This window comes from Stenotrophomonas sp. GD03958 (genome assembly GCF_029839005.1).
GTDB classification, from domain to species: Bacteria; Pseudomonadota; Gammaproteobacteria; order Xanthomonadales; family Xanthomonadaceae; genus Stenotrophomonas; species Stenotrophomonas hibiscicola.
The window spans coordinates 1-17,748 of sequence record NZ_JAOBZT010000078.1 but is presented as its reverse complement, the minus strand read 5'-3'; the positions used below and the strand labels follow the sequence as shown (position 1 = coordinate 17,748).

Annotated in this window: 20 protein-coding genes and 1 tRNA gene; 15 read left to right on the top strand and 6 right to left on the bottom strand. The window is 61.1% G+C overall.

What is annotated here, in order from left to right:
• Both N5C25_RS17675 and N5C25_RS17670 read right to left on the bottom strand, forming a co-directional pair.
• Positions 1-320: ligand-binding protein SH3 (locus tag N5C25_RS17675; RefSeq protein WP_279937488.1), on the bottom strand; the 320-nt coding region annotated here is incomplete at its 3' end.
• Positions 321-563: 243 nt separating this feature from the next.
• Positions 564-1,151: an NAD(P)H-dependent oxidoreductase gene (locus N5C25_RS17670; RefSeq protein ID WP_279937486.1), complete on the bottom strand. Its 588-nt coding sequence runs from the start codon at positions 1,149-1,151 to the stop codon at positions 564-566.
• A 127-nt stretch (positions 1,152-1,278) separates the two neighbouring features.
• Here N5C25_RS17670 and N5C25_RS17665 point away from each other — a divergent pair, with 127 nt between their 5' ends.
• Positions 1,279-2,271 (top strand): LysR family transcriptional regulator, encoded by a 993-nt coding sequence (locus N5C25_RS17665; protein WP_005410175.1) that lies wholly within the window; start codon positions 1,279-1,281, stop codon positions 2,269-2,271.
• A gap of 55 nt (positions 2,272-2,326) precedes the next feature.
• Here N5C25_RS17665 and N5C25_RS17660 read toward each other — a convergent pair whose 3' ends face one another.
• Entirely contained in the window at positions 2,327-3,400 is a 1,074-nt protein-coding gene (locus tag N5C25_RS17660) for a DUF4241 domain-containing protein (protein ID WP_279937485.1), read from the bottom strand.
• 123 nt (positions 3,401-3,523) lie between these two features.
• Between N5C25_RS17660 and N5C25_RS17655 the strand changes: the two genes are divergently transcribed.
• The 10 genes from N5C25_RS17655 (at position 3,524) to N5C25_RS17610 (ending at position 12,117) form a co-directional block, all read left to right on the top strand.
• Positions 3,524-3,613: transfer RNA gene (locus N5C25_RS17655), tRNA-Ser, on the top strand.
• Positions 3,614-3,695: 82 nt separating this feature from the next.
• Positions 3,696-5,219, top strand: a complete 1,524-nt coding sequence (locus tag N5C25_RS17650; protein WP_081352233.1) for a site-specific integrase — start codon at positions 3,696-3,698, stop codon at positions 5,217-5,219.
• Entirely contained in the window at positions 5,219-5,950 is a 732-nt protein-coding gene (locus tag N5C25_RS17645) for a hypothetical protein (protein ID WP_049430787.1), read from the top strand. Before N5C25_RS17650 ends, N5C25_RS17645 begins: the two co-directional genes overlap by 1 nt.
• Before the next feature lie 105 nt (positions 5,951-6,055).
• Positions 6,056-6,409, top strand: coding sequence for a hypothetical protein (locus N5C25_RS17640; protein ID WP_049430786.1), 354 nt, complete (start codon positions 6,056-6,058; stop codon positions 6,407-6,409).
• 108 nt (positions 6,410-6,517) lie between these two features.
• Positions 6,518-7,177: a DNA N-6-adenine-methyltransferase gene (locus N5C25_RS17635; RefSeq protein WP_279937484.1), complete on the top strand. Its 660-nt coding sequence runs from the start codon at positions 6,518-6,520 to the stop codon at positions 7,175-7,177.
• Complete coding sequence (locus N5C25_RS17630) at positions 7,170-8,012, top strand: hypothetical protein (RefSeq protein WP_049430779.1); 843 nt, start codon at positions 7,170-7,172, stop codon at positions 8,010-8,012. The genes N5C25_RS17635 and N5C25_RS17630 overlap by 8 nt, the downstream gene beginning before the upstream one ends.
• A 542-nt stretch (positions 8,013-8,554) precedes the next feature.
• Entirely contained in the window at positions 8,555-8,815 is a 261-nt protein-coding gene (locus N5C25_RS17625; protein WP_143048153.1) for a hypothetical protein, read from the top strand.
• Positions 8,816-8,945: 130 nt separating this feature from the next.
• Positions 8,946-10,628: a DUF5906 domain-containing protein gene (locus N5C25_RS17620; RefSeq protein ID WP_279937483.1), complete on the top strand. Its 1,683-nt coding sequence runs from the start codon at positions 8,946-8,948 to the stop codon at positions 10,626-10,628.
• 179 nt (positions 10,629-10,807) lie between these two features.
• The gene (locus N5C25_RS17615) at positions 10,808-11,023 is read left to right on the top strand and encodes a hypothetical protein (protein WP_279937482.1); all 216 of its coding nucleotides are present in this window, start codon (positions 10,808-10,810) and stop codon (positions 11,021-11,023) included.
• Between the two features lie 68 nt (positions 11,024-11,091).
• Complete coding sequence (locus tag N5C25_RS17610; RefSeq protein ID WP_279937480.1) at positions 11,092-12,117, top strand: zincin-like metallopeptidase domain-containing protein; 1,026 nt, start codon at positions 11,092-11,094, stop codon at positions 12,115-12,117.
• Here the strand turns inward: N5C25_RS17610 and N5C25_RS17605 are convergent, their stop codons facing one another.
• The 3 genes from N5C25_RS17605 to N5C25_RS17595 all read right to left on the bottom strand — a co-directional run bounded on the left by N5C25_RS17605 (position 12,118) and on the right by N5C25_RS17595 (position 14,373).
• A complete protein-coding gene (locus N5C25_RS17605; protein ID WP_279937479.1) occupies positions 12,118-12,876 on the bottom strand; it encodes a DUF4145 domain-containing protein in 759 nt (252 codons plus the stop codon). It abuts the gene before it with no gap.
• Between the two features lie 81 nt (positions 12,877-12,957).
• Positions 12,958-13,563, bottom strand: coding sequence for a hypothetical protein (locus N5C25_RS17600; RefSeq protein WP_279937477.1), 606 nt, complete (start codon positions 13,561-13,563; stop codon positions 12,958-12,960).
• 531 nt (positions 13,564-14,094) lie between these two features.
• Entirely contained in the window at positions 14,095-14,373 is a 279-nt protein-coding gene (locus tag N5C25_RS17595) for a hypothetical protein (protein ID WP_006375898.1), read from the bottom strand.
• 201 nt (positions 14,374-14,574) lie between these two features.
• On the opposite strand from N5C25_RS17595, the gene N5C25_RS17590 reads away from it, so the two are divergent.
• From N5C25_RS17590 to N5C25_RS17575, 4 genes are all read left to right on the top strand, one after another.
• A complete protein-coding gene (locus tag N5C25_RS17590) occupies positions 14,575-15,609 on the top strand; it encodes a hypothetical protein (protein WP_279937476.1) in 1,035 nt (344 codons plus the stop codon).
• Positions 15,610-16,357: 748 nt separating this feature from the next.
• Positions 16,358-16,696: a hypothetical protein gene (locus N5C25_RS17585; RefSeq protein WP_279937474.1), complete on the top strand. Its 339-nt coding sequence runs from the start codon at positions 16,358-16,360 to the stop codon at positions 16,694-16,696.
• Positions 16,693-17,172 (top strand): hypothetical protein, encoded by a 480-nt coding sequence (locus N5C25_RS17580; RefSeq protein ID WP_279937473.1) that lies wholly within the window; start codon positions 16,693-16,695, stop codon positions 17,170-17,172. Before N5C25_RS17585 ends, N5C25_RS17580 begins: the two co-directional genes overlap by 4 nt.
• 119 nt (positions 17,173-17,291) lie before the next feature.
• Positions 17,292-17,648: a hypothetical protein gene (locus N5C25_RS17575; protein ID WP_049422125.1), complete on the top strand. Its 357-nt coding sequence runs from the start codon at positions 17,292-17,294 to the stop codon at positions 17,646-17,648.
• Positions 17,649-17,748 lie beyond the last annotated feature (100 nt).

The window sequence follows — 17,748 nt, the reverse complement described above, 5'->3', positions numbered from 1 at the left end:
ACCCATCCCGGTTCGCCGTTCTCCGGCACGCACCACGCCCAGCCATTGAGCGTGCGCATTCCTCGCAGCAGCTGCCCCGGATCCACATCCAGCTCCCGCGCGCAGTAATCCTCCGTGGCATAGGCGTCACCCTGCGCATTGCGACCGATCACCGGCGCCGGCACGAAACCGGGCTGCTGCCCCTTGGCCTCGCACAGGAACCAGTCTTCCCAGCCCTCCGGGCCTTCATAACGTTCGCCCACCACCAGCGCCTGGCCACGGCGCAGGGTGATCGGGTGCGGAAATTCGCTGCGGTGCGCAGCCGTCACGATGTAGTTCATGACCCCAGCCTAACCCCCTGTAGAACCCCGCGCATAGCGCTGCATCCATGCATGGCGTAGATCTACCGCGCGTGCATCAGTAGATCCACGCCATGCGTGGATAGCGCAGGCCCTCAGGCCAGGCACCACAAAAAAGCGGCCCCACTGTGCGGGGCCGCCAGGGTGGGCCGGAATGGGGGAGGGGATCCCGGCCCGCGTTCAGCGCCCAGACGAGGAGAGAGGGGCGCCGAACGCTGGGACGCGTTATGCGGCGACGGGTTCGGCCGCTTCGTGCGACGGCAGCGCCGCCAGCGCACCGGCAATGGCGTCTTCACGGTGCTGCGGCGAATAGGCGATGCCTTCGGCGCGCACGAATTCGATCTCGTTGATGCCCATGAAGGCGAACACCTGGCGCAGGAACGGCTCCTGGAAGTCGGCCGGCGAGTCGGTGTAGATGCCGCCGCGGCTGCTGGCGATGATCACCCGCTTGCCACCGGCCAGGCCCACCGGGCCGTTCTCGGTGTACTTGAAGGTGCGGCCGGCCACGGCCACGCGATCGATCCAGGCCTTCAGGGTGGACGGGATGCTGAAGTTGTACATCGGCGCGCCGATCACAACGATGTCGGCCTCCAGGAACTGCTGCATCACCTGTTCAGCATCGGTCGCTTCAGCGGCGTCGGTCCTGGCCAGCGAACTGCTGCGCAGGTGCGGTACCGGATTGGCGTCAAGATCGCGATAATCGACCTGCAGGCCGTCGATCTGGCTGGTGAAGCGGGCGACCACGGCGGCCGACAGCTGGCGCGAGACGGAATTGTCGCCAAGCACGCTGGCGTCGAGATGCAGAAGCTTCATGGCAGTCACCTGTGTTCTGGAAGAAGGGGGCGGGATGGCCCCGCCGACGGAGAGAACGATAGGTTGTTGCAAAGGCGGAATAAAGGTGGTTGAATGCCACGTATTGTTCTAGATATGGAACTAGGGTATGCATGACCTGAATGACCTGTACTACTTCGCGATGGTGGTCGACCACGGCGGATTCGCCGCCGCCGAGCGCGCACTGGGTATTCCCAAGTCGCGCCTGAGCCGCCGCATCAGCCAGCTGGAAACCGACCTGGGCGTACGCCTGCTGCAGCGCTCCACGCGCCGTTTCGCGGTCACCGATGTCGGCACCAGCGTGCATCGCCATGCGCAGACGATGCTGGCCGAGGCCCAGGCCGCCCGCGAAGTGGTGGACCGCCTCAGCGCGGAGCCGCGCGGCGTGGTGCGCGCCAGCGTGCCGGTGTCACTGGCGCAGATGCAGCTTCCCAAGCTGCTGCCCAAGTTCCTTGAGCAGTACCCGAAGGTGCGGCTGCAGCTGAACATCAGCAACCGCCGCGTGGACATCATCAACGAAGGCTACGACGTGGCCCTGCGCGTGCGTTCGCGCCTGGACGACGACGGCAGCCTGGTGATGCGCAGCTTCGGCCAGGTGCAGGAACTGCTGGTGGCCAGCCCCAAGTACCTGGACCGCGCCGGCCGTCCCAAGGACCCGGAAGAGCTCACCCAGCATGTCACCCTCAGCATCAGCGAAGACGAAGCCCGCCAGCGCTGGGAGCTGCATGGCCCGGAAGGCGAAGTGCGCCGGGTCGACCTGCAGCCGCGCGTGGCCGGCTTCGACTTCCCGCTGCTGCAGAGCATGGTGAAGGACGGTTTCGGCATCACCATGCTGCCGGAGACCGTGTGCGCCGACGCCGTGCGCAACGGCGAGTTGGAAGTGGTGCTGCCGGACTGGTCGCTGCCGCAGGGCGTGTGCCACGCCGTGTTCGCTTCGCGCCGCGGCCTGCTGCCGGCGGTGCGCGTGTTCATCGACTTCCTGGCCGAGCACCTGCCGCCGCAGCTGGAGGCCTCGCGCCTGGATTGCGGTGGCGCCTGTGAAAAGGCCAAGGAGCGGATCAAGGCCAGTGCACTGGGTGCGCTGGCGGTGGATGCCGGCTGAGAGCGCTGAACGGTAGCGCCGGGCCATGCCCGGCGTTGCTGTTTTCCGATGCCGATCAGTTCCGGCCGAACAGCCGGTCCCAGAAGCTGCGGCGTCGCGGTGGGGCCGGTGCCGGTTCGGCTGCAACGACGGGCGCTTCCAGCACCGCCATCAGTTCCGCGCTGCGCGGCTTCTTCAGGAAGCGCGCATAGTCCAGATAGCCGGTCACCTTGCTCATGTGCAGGCGTTTGGGCATTGCCGGCAATGCGCCGCCCTGCAACAGCACCCGCAATGCCTGCGGGCGGTCCAGGCGGATCGCCTCGTACACGGCGGTGCCGCCGCAACCAGGCTCGATCTGGTTGGCGCGCTGTGGCGCATCCTTCAGCAGGTCGCGCAGTGCGTTCGCATCATCGCGTTCCACCGCCGCTACAAGCCGTGCCAGCGCTTCAGCCTCTTCGGGTGGAAGGCTGTCGCGATAGGCCTGGTCGGCGATCTCGCGCTCGTCGCGCCCGTCTCCGCCCTGGATGCACAGGAAATCGGTGACCAGAGCGACTGGAATGCCGGACGTATCCAGCGCCCAGTAGCTGGGGTAAACGCCGTCGCCCCAGCCGCTGGTGAATACGACCAAGCCATGCGGTGAGTCCTCGCCCCAGGGGCGGTATTCGGTGCCTTCGTCCAGGCCATCATGGTCGATCAGCGCATCCGACCACTCGCCGCCTTCGTCGCCATCGGCTCGTTCGATCAGGGCCAGCAGTGCCTGCTGGGTGTCGGTGTCCATGAAGCAGCCGGTGCCGGCGTCGACCGGGTAGCCGATGAAGCTGTCCTCATCCAGTCCGGTCAGGTCCTGCGTGGTCCAGCGCGCCATCTGCCAGTGCAGGGCAGACGCAGTGAGGGCTTCGCGGGGCTTGAACCAGACCACGGCCAGCGCCGGCCGGCCGCTGTGCACGATGATCTCGACCGGATGCCGACCCACCGGAGCGGTGTAGTCGGCCAGCGCCGGTGCCTCGGCCTGGACCAGCGGATCGCAGACCACCAGATGCCCCCTGCTGACCGGCAGGTGTCCAGCGAAAGCGCGGTGCAGGGCCACTGCGGCCAGCTGGGTGTCGTCCAGCAGGGTGGTGCGCAGGTTGGCCAGGTCGAGGTGGGCCATGGGGGCTCCGAGTGCAGTGGAGGCCCCACCGTGCCGGATGCGAAGGGCAGGGGCAAGGTGGTCTTGGGCAAATGGCCTTCACGTGCGAGAATACGCCGCTGCCCGGGCGACCGGGACCCGATTGGAGAGATGGCCGAGCGGTTTAAGGCACCGGTCTTGAAAACCGGCGAAGGGTCAAACCTTCCGTGGGTTCGAATCCCACTCTCTCCGCCAATCCTTAGTAAGTGTTTGTTTTTAAACAACATTTTTAGGGTCTTGAAGGGCGGCTTGGGGCACAAATCGGGGCACAACTCCGATGCGATTACCAAGCTATCTCACTCGCTCTTCCACTGGTCGTTACCAGTTTCGCATGCGCGTTCCGACGGACATGCGCGGCATCCTCGGCAAACCCTTCGTCAAGCATCCCCTAGGCATCCACCTGCATAGCGCAAGGGTGGCTGCCTTGGCCATCGCACAGCGTTATGCTCAAGCATTCGATGCCATCAGGGATGGGTGCATGACCAAGAAGGGACTCACGGTTGAGGATGTTCTGCGCAGCGTCGCGGAGAACGGCTCCCGGCGTTATGAAATTGACTTGCCGGGCTTCCGTCTTCGGACCACGGATGCGGCCGACCATGCTCGAGCAATGGAGGCGCTGGAAGAAATCGGCAAGTTCCACTTCCGTGATGCGGGGGCAGTTCCGGCGGCAGCTGGGCCCAAACTGTTGGAATCAGTGGCGGCGCAGCCCCTGCCAGCTGAGACGATCAGCCTGATCGATGCGAAGCGAATCTGGCAGGACAAAGTCGCCGCCGAGGACATTGAGGTCAAAACGGTCGGCATCAAACTGCTTCCCGTGACAGAGCTGATCGAGTTCTTGGGCGCCGAGCGCGAGCTGCACACCATCACGCGGCCTGAGATGGCCCGCTTCTACGACCATTTGGCCAAGCGCGGGTTAACGCGTTCTACGCTCAACAATCGCCAGAGCTACCTCGCAGGAAAGAGAGGATTCTTCACTTGGGCAATGGCTTCAGGCTATGTGCTAAAGGGAGACAACGTCGCCGCAGGTCACGTCAGCGTTTCGATGGCCGAGAAGCGCAAGCGTAGAAAATTTGGCTTCCAGGCCTTTACCTTGGACCAGGTCCATCAACTCTTCGCACCCGATAGCTTCAGGCAGCTTTCAACGGGAGCGCGCTGGGCGGCTTTGTTGGGCCTGTATACGGGAGCCCGGGCGGGTGAGGTGGGGCAGCTGTTCACCCTCGACGTCAAGGAGGAGGAGGGGATCCCGTGCATACGGTTTACCGATGAGGGGGAGGATCAGCGGTTGAAGACCGATGTTTCCAATCGGGTCGTCCCGTTGCATCCCGACCTGATCAAGCTCGGTTTCTTGGACTACGTCGCCGAACGAAGGGAGAGCGGGGACTGGCGATTGTTTCCGCAGGCTGACAGTAAGGCGAAGAATGGTGCGGGGAACTGGATATCGAAGGCGTTCAGCTACTACCTCCAAAAGCACAGTGGTGGGTGGCCGAAAGCGAAGCGTGGTTTCCATAGTCTCCGAAAGACCGTGATTCAGGAGATGCAGGGCAGCGGTGTGGCCTCTGAGATGCGAGCCCAAATCGTCGGCCACGAATTGGACGACGAACACCACGCGACTTACAGCAGGCCCTTTACGGTGAGTGAGAAGCTCAACGGTGCCGGAGGAACGCCAGCTTTGGGTGTCCTAAATTACGGAATCGACCTGGAGGCGCTGCGCACCCTGCCGGCACGCAAGGTCGGGCGGCGCAGCAGCAATACCTCTGCACGCCCTACGAAGGTCAGTGGTAAGGGGAGGGAGCGAAACTAATGGCCCTCACTGCCGCTGATGCTTACCGCCGAGCCATCGATCGCTTTCTCGGCAAACTCTCTGGCTCCGAAAGCGTGGGCCAGATGGAGAAGAAGGTTGCAGACCATTTGCGCCTAGCGAAGCAGCGCCCCACGGTGGACGTGGAGCTGAGCTTCAATGAGGCCGCCGGGGTGTTGGCGATCAGCACGGCCCAGTTGCAACACCTCTTGAAGGAACACCCCCCAACGGGGACGCTGTTCACGGTGAAGGGAACTCGCAAGCGCTCGACCACCCTTGTCCCGTTGATGGCCTGGGCAGCCGAGCTCAAGGCTAAGGGCCTGTGGAAGCCGTTGAGCGAACGGGGCGTTGCGGTCGACACCCTCCTAACTGCAGAACTGCCGTTTCTGGTGGCCAAAGGGTCCAAGGCTAAGCAGTTCTTCCTGGAGCCACTGACTGACCAACCGATCACCGGTGCGCTAATTCGCCGGCTCCAAGCATTGGGCGCGCAGATCGGGCTTGGGATTCGGGTCTGCACGCTGGCCGAGGCATTCGCCCAGCCTTGGCAGAACCCTGACGTAAAGCGCCAGTGGGTGGACGCATTCAACAACGCAGCCCAAGCCCAGGCCAGCCGTCTGCGAGACCTGGCTCAGCAGCTCGACGCCTCGCGAGCTAGGGTGATCGAACAAGCGCTGGACGAACGCCTGCAGCCAACGCCTCCAAAGATGCCCGACAAGCGCAATGGGCGAATGTAACGGCCGCTAACGGATATTGGAGGCCTCCAATATCCGTATCGATGGAAGCTCTCAGTTCGGATGATTACTCCAACGCCTCGGTGGTCGGGGCGATGGAGCAAGCCGATGGGCCTCGATATGTATGCGGTCAAGACCCGCACTGATGTGCGAGATCGCACTCAAGAACTATTTTTCTACTGGCGAAAGCATCCAAACCTTCACGGTTGGATGTGCAAGTTGCACAGTGCTAGGACGGGGCAGGTTGATCCCTTCGACTTCAACCAAGTTCCCGTATTCCTTGGATTGGACGATCTTGATGCGTTGGAACTGGCTGTCCTGAACGATGATTTGCCTTATACCCAAGGCTTCTTCTTCGGTGAATCGGATGCCGATCGAGCTGAAGAAGATCTGGACTTCATTGCGCAGGCCCGCGCACTGATCAACGAGGGTTGGAACGTGTTCTACGACTCTTGGTGGTAACCCGCCGTCAGTAGCGCCTCTCGGGCTAGTTCAAGCCCAACTCCCAAAACCCATTCCTTCAACGCGGCAACGCAGCCGTGCTGGCGGAGCATTGCCTGGAGAATCCTCATGCAGCCCAAGTCCAACGTTCTGCCGTTCAACGCAGCAACCCGCTCCAAGCGCCTTCTGGCACAGAAACCCACCCGGCTCACCTCCGTTTGCTACAAGGCAAGCGACAAGGCCCACACGAGCGTGGATTGGTATACCCCGCCTGCCATCGTCAAGGCGCTCGGGGGCAAGCGCGGCTTTGACCTCGACCCTTGCACGCCCGAAGACCCGTCGCGGCTGCCGGCGCCCACGGCCCGCCGGATGATCCCGCCGAGTCAGGACGGCTTGGCTACGCCGTGGCCCAAGCAGGCATTCGTGTGGATGAATCCGCCTTACGGAAAAGGGATTGAGAAGTGGTTGAGCAAGCTGGCCAACCACCCCGGCGGCGGTATCGCCCTGGTACCGGTCAGCATGGAGACGGGATGGATGCACGACTGCGTGCTTTCCCACCCCAGCGCGACGGCGATTCTGTTCACCCGTGGGAGGCTGAGGTTTGTGCGTCCAGACGGAACCACCGGCACGGCAGCGCCGTCGGGATCGTTGGTGGTGGCTTACGGCAAGCGCGCCGCCGGTCACCTTCAGCAAGCGCTGGCAAGCGGTGTGTTGCGCGGGAAGTTCTTTGCCATCCAGCGGGTGGCGCAGGTGGCCACTGCGAACCAGGGGAGTGCGAACGATGAGTAACCAAACCAAGGCAGCCCTCCATATCCTGCAGAGGATGAGCGATATGGAAGGCAGGATTGAGGGTCGCGATGGCCCAGTCAATGTTGCGAAGGCATGGGAGGAACGCGAACTTCAAAAGAAGGCGCAGGCTTACAAGCGGCTGGTGAAGGCCGTCAACTGTATTCCTGCCCTCTCGCCTCGCGAACGCATGTCCAAATTCGTGGCATACGGTCTTAGGGCGGCCGTTCACAAGCAGCTGGAAAAGCGCAAGAACGGGGTGGGGGTATCGGTCTTGCCTTGGATGGACGTGGGCCTGCTCAGCGACGTGGATCTTGAAGACGGGGATTGGGGGGCAGAGGTGGCCGACGCCTACATCGCCGCCATCGAAAGCGCTGAGCCGTTTGAGTGCATCCTGGGGTGGGTGTTCAACGAGCTGGCGGGATCGGGTCAGAAGAAAAGGGATTGCCAGGACTTCACCCCGTGGGCCCTTGCTCGGGGCGCGATGAGGTTTCTTCCCAGGGGTTTGGGCGATGGGTGTCAGGAACCGCTGTTCAACGATTTCACCTGCGGTGCTGGAACGCTGCTTCTGGCCCGTGTCCATGCCCTTCTTTGGAGCCAATCCAACGATCCGGACGCGTTGATGGACCTGGTGGTGTCGGCCAACGACAGGGATCCGCTCTGCGCTGCAATGACCGCTCTCCAGCTGTTGATCAATCAGTTGGTCTGGGAGCGCCCCATCGGAGCCGTTCACGTGGAATGCAAAGACATCATCGCTCAGCGTCACCTGTTGGTGCCGGTGTTTGCGTCGGAGTGTCGCGAGGATTGCCCCTTCGAACTCGTGCGGGACGATTTGTAGCAAGCAAATGGTTGCGGATAGGGGCAGTGTCCCAGTCAAAGCTGCCGTGCGGTTCGCCCAGGGCTCAACCCTTGCCGGGTGCCAGTGACGGTTAACGCCGGTGGTGCCCACCCGGGCCTATCGCTATCGCGCCGAAGGCGGAGTTATTCACTTCCAAACGGGCTTTTAGATTTTAGAAGCCGGCGCGAAGCGACCGGCAGCTGCGTGCGGGTGTGCGGAAATTTCTTTGTCATCCGCGAGTGACGCCGATGGCGAAGAGTGATCTTCTCGGAGACGTAACAAGCACCCGTTACACCCGTCACAAGTGCTTGTTACGGCAGTTTGTCCAATGGATTCAATGGCTTTGCAGAGTCGAAGGCGCGTGTAACGGGTGTAACGGGTGGGTAGGTATTACTTGCAGCTGCATCAGAGATTTTGGCGTCAAGGCCAATCACTTTTTTCAAACCAATGGATCTACTTGTTACACCTGTTACACCCGTGACAACTCTTGTCTGGTCAGGGTTTCAGCCGTAACAAGGGGTGTAACAAGCACCTGTTACACCTTGGCTGAAAAGCGTGAATTGCCTCTCGTTTATGCAAAAAATGCTGTTGAAGCAACAGATATTGGTTTTAGTCAAGAAGTCGGTCTGGACAAGTTCGTGAGCTCTGTTTGGATGGGGTTGTGGCCACAACGGGACCACATCAACCAGGAAACGAGCAATGACGAACTCCCCCACATCGAAGAAGGTGACGCAACCGCGAGACGAAATGCTGAAGGCGCGGGTGAGTCGAGCGTTCAAGCGGCGGCTTCAAGCGGCGGCTGATGCCCAGGGCAAGACTTCATCGGAAGCCATGCGTCAAGCGCTGGTGGAATGGATGAGTCGCGTCCAGCAGGCCGCGTAATCAACAAAAAACCCCGGCGCCAACCGGGGTTCGAAAATGGACAACACACACATGAACGATACAACACCAACCTCGGGTGTCAACGGGCGCCCCAGCAACGTCCTTTCCTTCCGTGGGAGTGCGGCCCCCAAGGCGGCTTTTGGAGCACCAGCGCCTAAGGCAACCTTGAGCGATCAAGCATTCGAGGCCGATTTTGCCGATCACCTGAAAGCGACGGAGGAGTATGCGATCGGCGGCAAGTTGCCGGATGGCGACGACGACTGCAGCTTCTTCCGCTGGCTTCCTGAGCAGGGCTACTGGGACCGTTGCTCGGAGAAGGACATGGCAGCCAAGGCGCTTTCCTGGCTTCGATTGGAGCGCAAGGACAAGGCGAACGCAGGTCATGCAACCAGCTGCATCAACACAGCGGTGCTTGAGCTGATGGGGGATCGGAAATGCTGGTTGCCCAAGAAGTCCGATCGCAGGGCCATCGTTCCCCTCAAGGGGGGCTACCTTGAGATCGTCAAGCCTGACGAGCCGCGTTGCGCTCGCGCAGCGGCGGATGGGGAAGAGGTCGTTGATCAGGACGTTTTCTCTGCGACCTATGGACAGGCTTTGGGCCCGCGGCAAGCACTCCTGTTTCAAAACGACGAGACGCCGTCTAGGACGCGCATTCGGGTCCTGGCGGCCACCAAGGAGCATGGAATCACTTACCAGGTCCCTGCCACGCTGCGGATGGACCAGGTTGACGGCGATGGCTACTACACTCCCAAGCCGCTGGATCCCAACTCGAAGTTCGGTCAATACCTGGATCTCTTTCAGCCCGACCTGGAGGTGCGTGCACTCCTTCAGGAGGCGGTGGCCAGCTCGTTGATGTCGATCTGCTTTGAGAAGGCCTTCTTCCTGGTTGGGTCGGGCAGCAATGGCAAATCCACGTTCCTCCACATCCTGCGCGCCCTTCACCCCCGCAACGTGTCGCTGCGTCTGGAGAAGTTGGACGGAACCTTCGCCATGGCCCCGCTGGTGGGCAAGAGCGCCTACATTGTCACGGAGACGCCAAAGGTCCTTGCCGCATCCATCCAGGAAGTCCTGAAAGCGCTCATTTCCCGTGACCCGATCCAAGTCGAGGCCAAGCGCAAAGACGCATACACCACGCTCCCGATCGGCACCCTGTTCGCCAGCGTCAACGCCTGGTTCACGGTTTCCGGGCATGAGCACGGGTTCTGGCGAAAGGTCCTGGCCATCCCCTTCAATGTTCGGATGGGCGAGAAGATCCACGACGACGCGAAGGGTGGAAATGGAAAGAAGCGTGAGCCTGACTTCCACCTTCAGATCACCGAAAGCGAGGAGGAAATGGCCCAGGTGCTGGACTGGGTGCTGGAAGGAGCGCTGCGCCTCATGGAGCGTGGCGGGTTTTCCGAAAAGCTGCCCGACGCCGTGCTCGCGCTGGCCGAGCAAAACCGAATGGAATCGGACACGACCATGGCCTACATGGCGGACCGCGACGCTTCTTACGACAGCGGTGTTTGCACCGACAAGACGGCCATTTACGCCGACTACCGCCAATACGTGTTGGAAGAGTTAGGCAAGAAGCCTGTCAACGCGGAGGACTTCTGGAAGCGCGTTCGCGAGAAGTTTCCCGAGGCCGGCATCTACCAAATCTCCCATGGGGGCAAGAAGCCTCGAGTGGCCGAGATTCGAATTGCTGGGATCAAGCCGCTGCGGGACATGGCGGATTTGGAAACGCCTGTGTGAGCCAGTTCCACAACAACCATTTTGCGGTTGGCTGGCTTGTAGAGAGGTTGGGGCTCAATGCCGTCAACCGCAGGCGGAAGCAGTGGTCCCATTTCTCTTCCAGCCCTAGAGGCGCCCTGTCAGCAGGTGCGGTCGTGGCGGGGGCTTGCCAAATCCCCATCCTGTCGCATGCTGAAACCATGACCCCTTCCGATGCTTTTGTGGACGACAGCATGGACCGCCAGGACGCCCTGGCGGCCTCCCCCCGTTTCACCGTGCACCGAACCCCCGAGGGCATCCGGGTGCAGCTCCAGGAGGGCGACACAGACCCCGGCACCGGTTTGGCCATCGGCCGGGCCTTAGCGTTGCTGGAGAACCTGTTGGAGCAGGGACGCGCCGTCACCATTCGCGATTGAAGTTTCCAGCCTAACCCCCTTGGCGTTGCCGACAGGCGCCTTTCCTTGCCTTCCAGGAGAGCCTGCCCGTGTCCGATGCCACCCCCAACGAAAGCTTCCTTCAGCGCCATTCCCGCGACGTCGTCGAGCGCTTGATCCGCCAGATGGAGGAGGGCACCGGTCCCTTCCTCAGACCTTGGGACGCCCGCGTGGACCTCGGCTTGCCCATGAACCCCACGACGGGCAAGAGCTACCGGGGCGGAAACCTGCTCCACCTGTGGGCCCTTCAGAGCGCCTGGGACACCCAGGACAACCGGTGGATGACTTACAAGCAAGCCGCGGCCGTGGGCGCTCAGGTGCGCAAAGGCGAGAAAGCCAGCGTGATTGAGTATTGGGACTGGTCGCCGGTGGAAGAGGCCAAGAAGAGCGGGGACCCCGATCTCATCGCCAAGGCCCACCCCAAGGTCTTCTTCCCACGCGTGTTCAACGCGATGCAGATCGATGGGTTGCCGGCGTTGGTCCTGCCACCCCCGCGCGCAGAGCCCGATATCCATCAGGCCTGCGAAGCGGTGCTCAAGGGCAGCGGGGCTGAGATCCACCACGACGGGGGCAACCAAGCGTTCTACCGTCCGATGACCGACAGCATCCACTTGCCCCAGCGCAACAGCTTCCACTCGGCCAGTGGCTACTACGCCACCGCGTTGCACGAACTGGGCCACTGGACCGGCTTTCCCACCCGCCTCAACCGCGATCAGAAGGGGGCTTTTGGGAGCATCGACTACGCCAAGGAAGAACTGGTCGCGGAGGTGTCATCCATGCTGATGGGCGAACGCCTGGGCATTGGCCACGATCCCACCCAACACGCGGCTTACGTGAAGTCGTGGATCCAAATCCTCCGGGACGATCCCCGGGAGCTCTTCCGAGCCGCGGCGGCGGCCGAGCGGGTGGTGGAGTTCCTGAAGGTGCCCGAGTTGGTTCGCGAGCCGCTCCGAAAGGTTGAGCAGGAGTGGCAGTCCTTGGCGGCCAATCGGCAAGAGCTTGAGAAACCTGCTTCCAACGTCCGGCAGTGTTCCCGCCCCAAGACGAAAGCCAAGGGGCGCGACATGGTGGCCTAACTAAACGTTGTAGTTCCCTTTGGTCGAGATAAGCTTTTGACGAAGCTCTTCAATTCTGGACTTTCGTTGCCCGCACAGCTCTTCAAGGGTGTATTCGTAGATTTCGAAGGCATCCAGCAGCGCCTCGCGCCGAACACTTTCGCCGTGAGAACCGAGGTTGCCAACCATCCTAAGGGCTGTCAGAGACGATGCATGTTCAGCGTTAACCTTCCCATAAAAGGCAATTCTTGCGTTCAAGTCCAGGCGTCTCGCCTTGCCGTCTTGCATGCTTTCCCTTGGGACTTCAAGGAAGTCCAGCAGAAACTCGACGCTGGCACGTAGACGATTGGCCGATGAGCTCGGGTCCATCCAGTAGAGGGACGACGCGAGGCGGATGTTCTCCCTGACTTCGGGAGGAGCCAGCTCAGGAATGGAGATGAGCACAGGCGCGGGAAACATGGCTCTGGGATGGAGATGGGCGAAGAAGACTTGACGATTGTCTTCTTCGTCGAAGCATTCAGTTAGCGACGTATCTCCGGAAACAACCGAGATCTCGCCGCACTCCGGATCATCGCACGTCAGCTTCAGGCTAAATCGTTCAACGTCCCAGCATGGCTCCCAGTCGGCATCCTCTCGATTCTTCGAAGAATAAGCCGGTTCCTTGACATCAATGCTCTCTGGATTCAGCCTCGCGTTACCGGTAAGGCACATAGGGCAGGGGAAGCTGGGAAAGTGGTCTTTGTCATAGGTGCCAGACCATAGATCGCGCTTGAACGCCATGCTGTGAGCTCTTGGGATTCTTGGTGAATACTTTCAGTGGGGTTGGTTCGATAGGGTGATGTCGAACGTGACTGCATCGATTCAGGTTTTGGAAAGGTAGTCCATGCGCAAAAGCATTTGCTTTAGAACGTCGATGACGGAAACCTCGTCAGCATCCTTGGCCGGAGTCAAGGCAAGTGCCCAGTTGCGGACCGAAGGGCTCAAGTCCTCTCCGAGTTCCACCACCAAGTCCTGAAGGTCATCCAGCGGCAGATAGGCCGTCGCAGCCAGGATCTCATCGAGCTTTCCCGACAGGTCTTCTTCGTGTGCCTTCCGAAGTTCTCTCGCGGTGGCTCCGCGCTTTCTAAGCTCGGCGGCGTGCTCCACCTTGATCTCTTCAATCTTTGCTTTCGCTGATTTGCTCTTCTTGCGAACGGCGCCGCGAACAATGTCACGCACCAGCTTGGCGTCGTGCGTGTCTGTGAGGCTGGCAATGAGTGTGTCACTTTTAACGCGTGCCGGTCGGTAGACGCGGACCTTGCTGACCTCATCCCCCAGCACTCGCTGCGTCCACTTTTCCATCGTCTCCTTTGCCTTCTTTTGACCGGTTAGAGGCGACGGAACGTTCTTGAGGCGTGGTTTACCTTCGAAGTCCACCAGCAGGCCATAAGTCTTGAGGATGCGGTGGCTGTAGGTTGTGTCGGACATCCAATTTCCCCCTGTGAGTGATCCTGCAATTTTGCCACTTCCGTAGACGGTTTGGCAGGTTGAGGGAGAGCGTTCCCACATCATCACAGGTTGAATGTCGATCAGGAATATTGCACGACAGGAGAGCTTGCCGGTTTCAGATTCCTTGCCAGACGCGGAGGGGCGAGAGAGAAAGGGGAAGAAATGGCCAGTCTGATCTACGTGCAGTAACAGAAATTCCGATCCGTGTGCTATCGAGCATGCGCGAACCCATCGTGCATCCCAACGTGTAGGCGCGGACTACATCGCACTCCGCCGGCTGCTAGCCCTGCATGAACGGCCTCGGTGCGCTCGGGCTTGAGCGTCACGCTCGCACTCTGGCCGCGCCAGCGGGGCATTGAGGTCAACGTGGCCTTCTGGTCCAAGGGCTTGAGCCACAAGCTGGTAAGAGCGGCCACCAAGGTTGCTAGCTTGGATGGCCACTTGCAGACATTGACGAAGCCTGCGCGACGCAGAGGGAAGCCGCTTGTGGCAGCGGGTCAGGCAGAGCAGTTACTTCTTGGATGCCATGCGCTGGTAGAGCTTGTAGACGCCGAACATCGCCGCACCACCCGCAATTGGTGCGGCCGCGACCACCCCCAGTCCAGCAAGCATGCCACCGCCCACAACGCTCCCGACGGTTGCCAAGCCGGAGGTCACGGCGGCTGCACCGGCAGTTCCGGCCGCTGCACCACTGGTTACGCCGAGGATCGCAGAAGTTGCGCCAGCGACAGCTCCGCCGCCGGTCGAAATCGCGGCACCTGCGGCCGATGAACTCTTCTTCCTTGCCATACATTTCCCTGTTGGTTTTGAGTTGTGGGAAGAATCATCGCCTGAGCATCAATCTCTGTCCATATGCATCATTTTGTCGCTTTTCCGTCAAATTAATGACGCGGACTAAAGGTTGTGTAGCCGAGCTCCGAAGCACCCCCTTGCGCATTTCCAGAATCGATCTATGCATAGGTGAACCTACTCACGAAATGGAGGTGCACCTTGAAACCCATCGTCCTGGTCCTTGCATTGGCGTTGTCTGCTCCAGCTGCCTTTGCCGCCGATTCCACCTCCGCTCGCCGCTATGGTTCGTCCGAAGCCCTGTCGGTCCAGGACGCCCGACTGGGCGAGGTCCTGATGGTTCGCACGGTTCAACTGAAGTCCGACCAGCGTCTGAACGCTGGCTCCGCCATCGGGGTGGCCGTTGGTTATGGGGCTGCTAACCAGGTCAGGAACCGGGACTACCGCAATGCCGCCCGGGTGGCCGGTGGCGTCATCGGTGCGGTTGCCGGAACCGCGGTTCAAAAGGGCCTCAGCGGCCGGCGTGCGGTGGAGATCTACGTGCGCGATCTGTCCGATCGCCGCCAGCGCATCCTCGCGGTGGTCCAAGACGCCGACGTGGACGTGCGCGAAGGTGATCGGGTCTTCTTGGTGGGGAAGGGTAAGAAGACCCGGGTGGTGCCGCTTGATGCTTCGCCGGTGCGCATTGGCAAGTCGTGCAACGAAAGTGGCTGTGGCATTGGCACCAATGCATCGTCGGACAACGAACCAGAGACCCAGACCATTTCTGTGACGGTCTGGGATAGTTGTCCGGTCCTTGAGTCTGACGCCGCCCGGACTGGAGTTCAGTCATTTGAGCCGACGCAAAAGCCTGGCAACGGCTCTAGGGCAAGTTGCTCTGCCAGCCCCTTTGCGCCCACGGTTGCTCCCGACGCTCTTGAGAGCGTCGATCTACGGGTTGTGGACCGTGAAGAAAATCACTACAGGTTGCGGGTTTCCTACGAGCGCGTTCTGAGCCATGGCACACGGGACAGCTATATGCCTTACAGTGGGGAAGTGGGAGCACTCCGCATTGCCGGGAGGATCCTGCCTATCCAAGCCAATGATCCTTTCTTTTCACGTGCGGAAGGAACAGGTATTCAAGAAAAAGACACGCTGGTTCTAGCCGTCGGGAAAGACGGAATGCCGACCATCATCGGGCTGCGGTCAGGATCATGCAACGAACTCGCTTGCGTTGCCCTTGAATCTGACCGATGAGGAGCGCTGATGAAATGGCTCCCCTTTTCTAGCAAGCGCACACGCCCTGCGCTGTCCGTGGAAGCATTTAAGCGCTCACCTGGCGCCGTGACGATGGACGAAAGCGGACGTTCCGCCCTTTCAGCCGAGGCGCTCTCGCAGATCGACCTTCTGCGTGCAAGCCAGGGTTGGGGAATCCAATCAGCGCCTCGCAAGCGAACGCCTTGGTGGGGGCGTGTATGGGGAAGAGTAAAACGCTGTGGTCCGACCTCTCAGATCAATAACGCTGGGCTGGCGGGTGGAGGCATGAGCACTGGAATTCTCCGTCCGCTTGTCGTCAGTAAGCGCAATCCTTCCAAGGAATGGCAATCCTTCAAGGGGCGATGGGAGCGATGATGAGCGAACCACTGCTCCATGTTGACGACCAGGGCGATGCGACCGAGCCCCGGTTGGTGGTTGGGCTCATGAAGCGGCCATCCGTTGCCCACCGCCGCTCCGAAGTCGCCCGGATGTTCCGAGAGGGACATCGCCGGGCGGCCATCGCCCAAGCCCTGGGCGTTCCATCGCCCGTGGTGAGCGCCGACCTGGCCCACCTGGGGTTGCGTCAAAGGCCCTGGCGCCCTCTGGCTGACCAACACGCCTTGGTGGTGCGCCTGCTGGAGCAGGGGAGCAACGGCCCTGCAATTGCCAAGCGCCTGGGCGTGACCCGGCAGGCGGTTCACGCTTACCTGCAGGCTCATGGCCTGCTCCCAACCCAGAGGAGGATGCCATGACCCTTTTTCTGGTGGTCGTGCTGTCTGAGCTCGTCCTCTCTGCGGTCACTTTCGGGATCGCGTGGCTGTGCGCCTCCAAAGCCCGCAGCGCACGCAGGGGCTGGGAGGCGTTCCAAGCCGGCCAAGAGGACGCCCCATCCGTGGTTGCGTTGATGTGGCATTTGGCCCTGTTCTACGCGTGCTTGGCACTGCTGGCTTACCAGCTACAGCACGTGGTGAGCCAAGTCTGGTTGGATCCTTCCAACCTATACCTGTCATCCACGCTGGCTCTTGTCGTTTATTCGATCGCATGCGGGCTGCTTCACGGCAGCGGGCTGACCCGGAGGCGAGCATGAGGACCAGCCACGGGCGGTTCCGCCCAGACGCCGTCGACGCCCGCCCTCGCCACGATGGGCTTTTTCAGGGCGAAGGCACGGGCGAGGAAGCTCATCAAGAGCGTGATTCGTTGCTTCAAGCGCTTTACACCGAATCGCTCCATGCCCGCGGGGACGTGGACGCCATTGATCGCATGCTCGATGCCCACCGGCAGGCGTTTGGGGAGCCTGAGCAAGTCGCCTATGCCCGTCAACAAGACAAACGCCATGATCGGGCGTTGCCCTTGCCGAGCGGTAGCTTGCAGTTGAAGCCGTCCATGGAGCGCTACCTGGAGGAGCATCGGTCGTGGAACCCTCCGACCGCCAAAGAGGCCGCCATCGCACGTTCCAGAGGCCTCGCCATGGTGCTCGAAGGGAAGGAATGGCGCGCTGAAGACGACGTTGCAGAGGTTACGGTGGAGGCTCCCAAGGACGCCCCGTGGCAGCGAATGCGCTGAGTTCGAGTCTCAGCTGGAGAGACAGTTGGGCACCATCATTGCTGCTAGGAACACGTTGTTCCCTTCGGCTATCCTGCCCAGGGTATCCATCACTGGTATTGCTAACAACAGGGGGCGTTATGGCAAGCGTGACAGTAAGGACGCGGGATGAGCTGGAAGCGGCCAAGAATGCAAAGGCGCAGCAGATTGTGGTTGTGGGGAAGTTGGCAGATGACCTGAAGAAGACGCGCAAGTTCGCCAAGCTTGGTGCCGTCGGTGTTGCAGCAATCGTTGCTGCTGTTGGACTGGCTCCAGTAACAGCTGGGCTCAGCACGCTCAGCCTGGGGGCGGTCGCGGCGGTCACTGGAGTCGAGATCATCGGCATCATCACCGCCGCAAGCCTTGGTCTTTCTTTGATCCTCGCAATCTACAAAGGCTACGATGTGGAATACGAGGCTGGCGGAAAGGTCATTTTCAAGCGCAAGGAAGGAAAGTGATTCCCGGCTTCGTTCAAGGGGCGCCTTACCTTTTTGTTTGCGAGAAGTGCAGTCATCACTTTCAGCGGAAGATCAACTTGGGGCTCTTCTGTCCGGCATG

Bases quoted from the DNA above. Each gene is read 5' to 3' on its own strand.
- N5C25_RS17595 (WP_006375898.1), bottom strand. From the start codon at position 14,373: ATGGCAAGGAAGAAGAGTTCATCGGCCGCAGGTGCCGCGATTTCGACC.
- N5C25_RS17575 (WP_049422125.1), top strand. From the start codon at position 17,292: ATGGCAAGCGTGACAGTAAGGACGCGGGATGAGCTGGAAGCGGCCAAG.
- N5C25_RS17650 (WP_081352233.1), top strand. From the start codon at position 3,696: ATGCGATTACCAAGCTATCTCACTCGCTCTTCCACTGGTCGTTACCAG.
- N5C25_RS17635 (WP_279937484.1), top strand. From the start codon at position 6,518: ATGCAGCCCAAGTCCAACGTTCTGCCGTTCAACGCAGCAACCCGCTCC.
- N5C25_RS17585 (WP_279937474.1), top strand. From the start codon at position 16,358: ATGACCCTTTTTCTGGTGGTCGTGCTGTCTGAGCTCGTCCTCTCTGCG.
- N5C25_RS17615 (WP_279937482.1), top strand. From the start codon at position 10,808: ATGACCCCTTCCGATGCTTTTGTGGACGACAGCATGGACCGCCAGGAC.
- N5C25_RS17580 (WP_279937473.1), top strand. From the start codon at position 16,693: ATGAGGACCAGCCACGGGCGGTTCCGCCCAGACGCCGTCGACGCCCGC.
- N5C25_RS17645 (WP_049430787.1), top strand. From the start codon at position 5,219: ATGGCCCTCACTGCCGCTGATGCTTACCGCCGAGCCATCGATCGCTTT.
- N5C25_RS17605 (WP_279937479.1), bottom strand. From the start codon at position 12,876: ATGGCGTTCAAGCGCGATCTATGGTCTGGCACCTATGACAAAGACCAC.
- N5C25_RS17640 (WP_049430786.1), top strand. From the start codon at position 6,056: ATGGGCCTCGATATGTATGCGGTCAAGACCCGCACTGATGTGCGAGAT.
- N5C25_RS17660 (WP_279937485.1), bottom strand. From the start codon at position 3,400: ATGGCCCACCTCGACCTGGCCAACCTGCGCACCACCCTGCTGGACGAC.
- N5C25_RS17630 (WP_049430779.1), top strand. From the start codon at position 7,170: ATGAGTAACCAAACCAAGGCAGCCCTCCATATCCTGCAGAGGATGAGC.
- N5C25_RS17665 (WP_005410175.1), top strand. From the start codon at position 1,279: ATGCATGACCTGAATGACCTGTACTACTTCGCGATGGTGGTCGACCAC.
- N5C25_RS17670 (WP_279937486.1), bottom strand. From the start codon at position 1,151: ATGAAGCTTCTGCATCTCGACGCCAGCGTGCTTGGCGACAATTCCGTC.
- N5C25_RS17600 (WP_279937477.1), bottom strand. From the start codon at position 13,563: ATGTCCGACACAACCTACAGCCACCGCATCCTCAAGACTTATGGCCTG.
- N5C25_RS17620 (WP_279937483.1), top strand. From the start codon at position 8,946: ATGAACGATACAACACCAACCTCGGGTGTCAACGGGCGCCCCAGCAAC.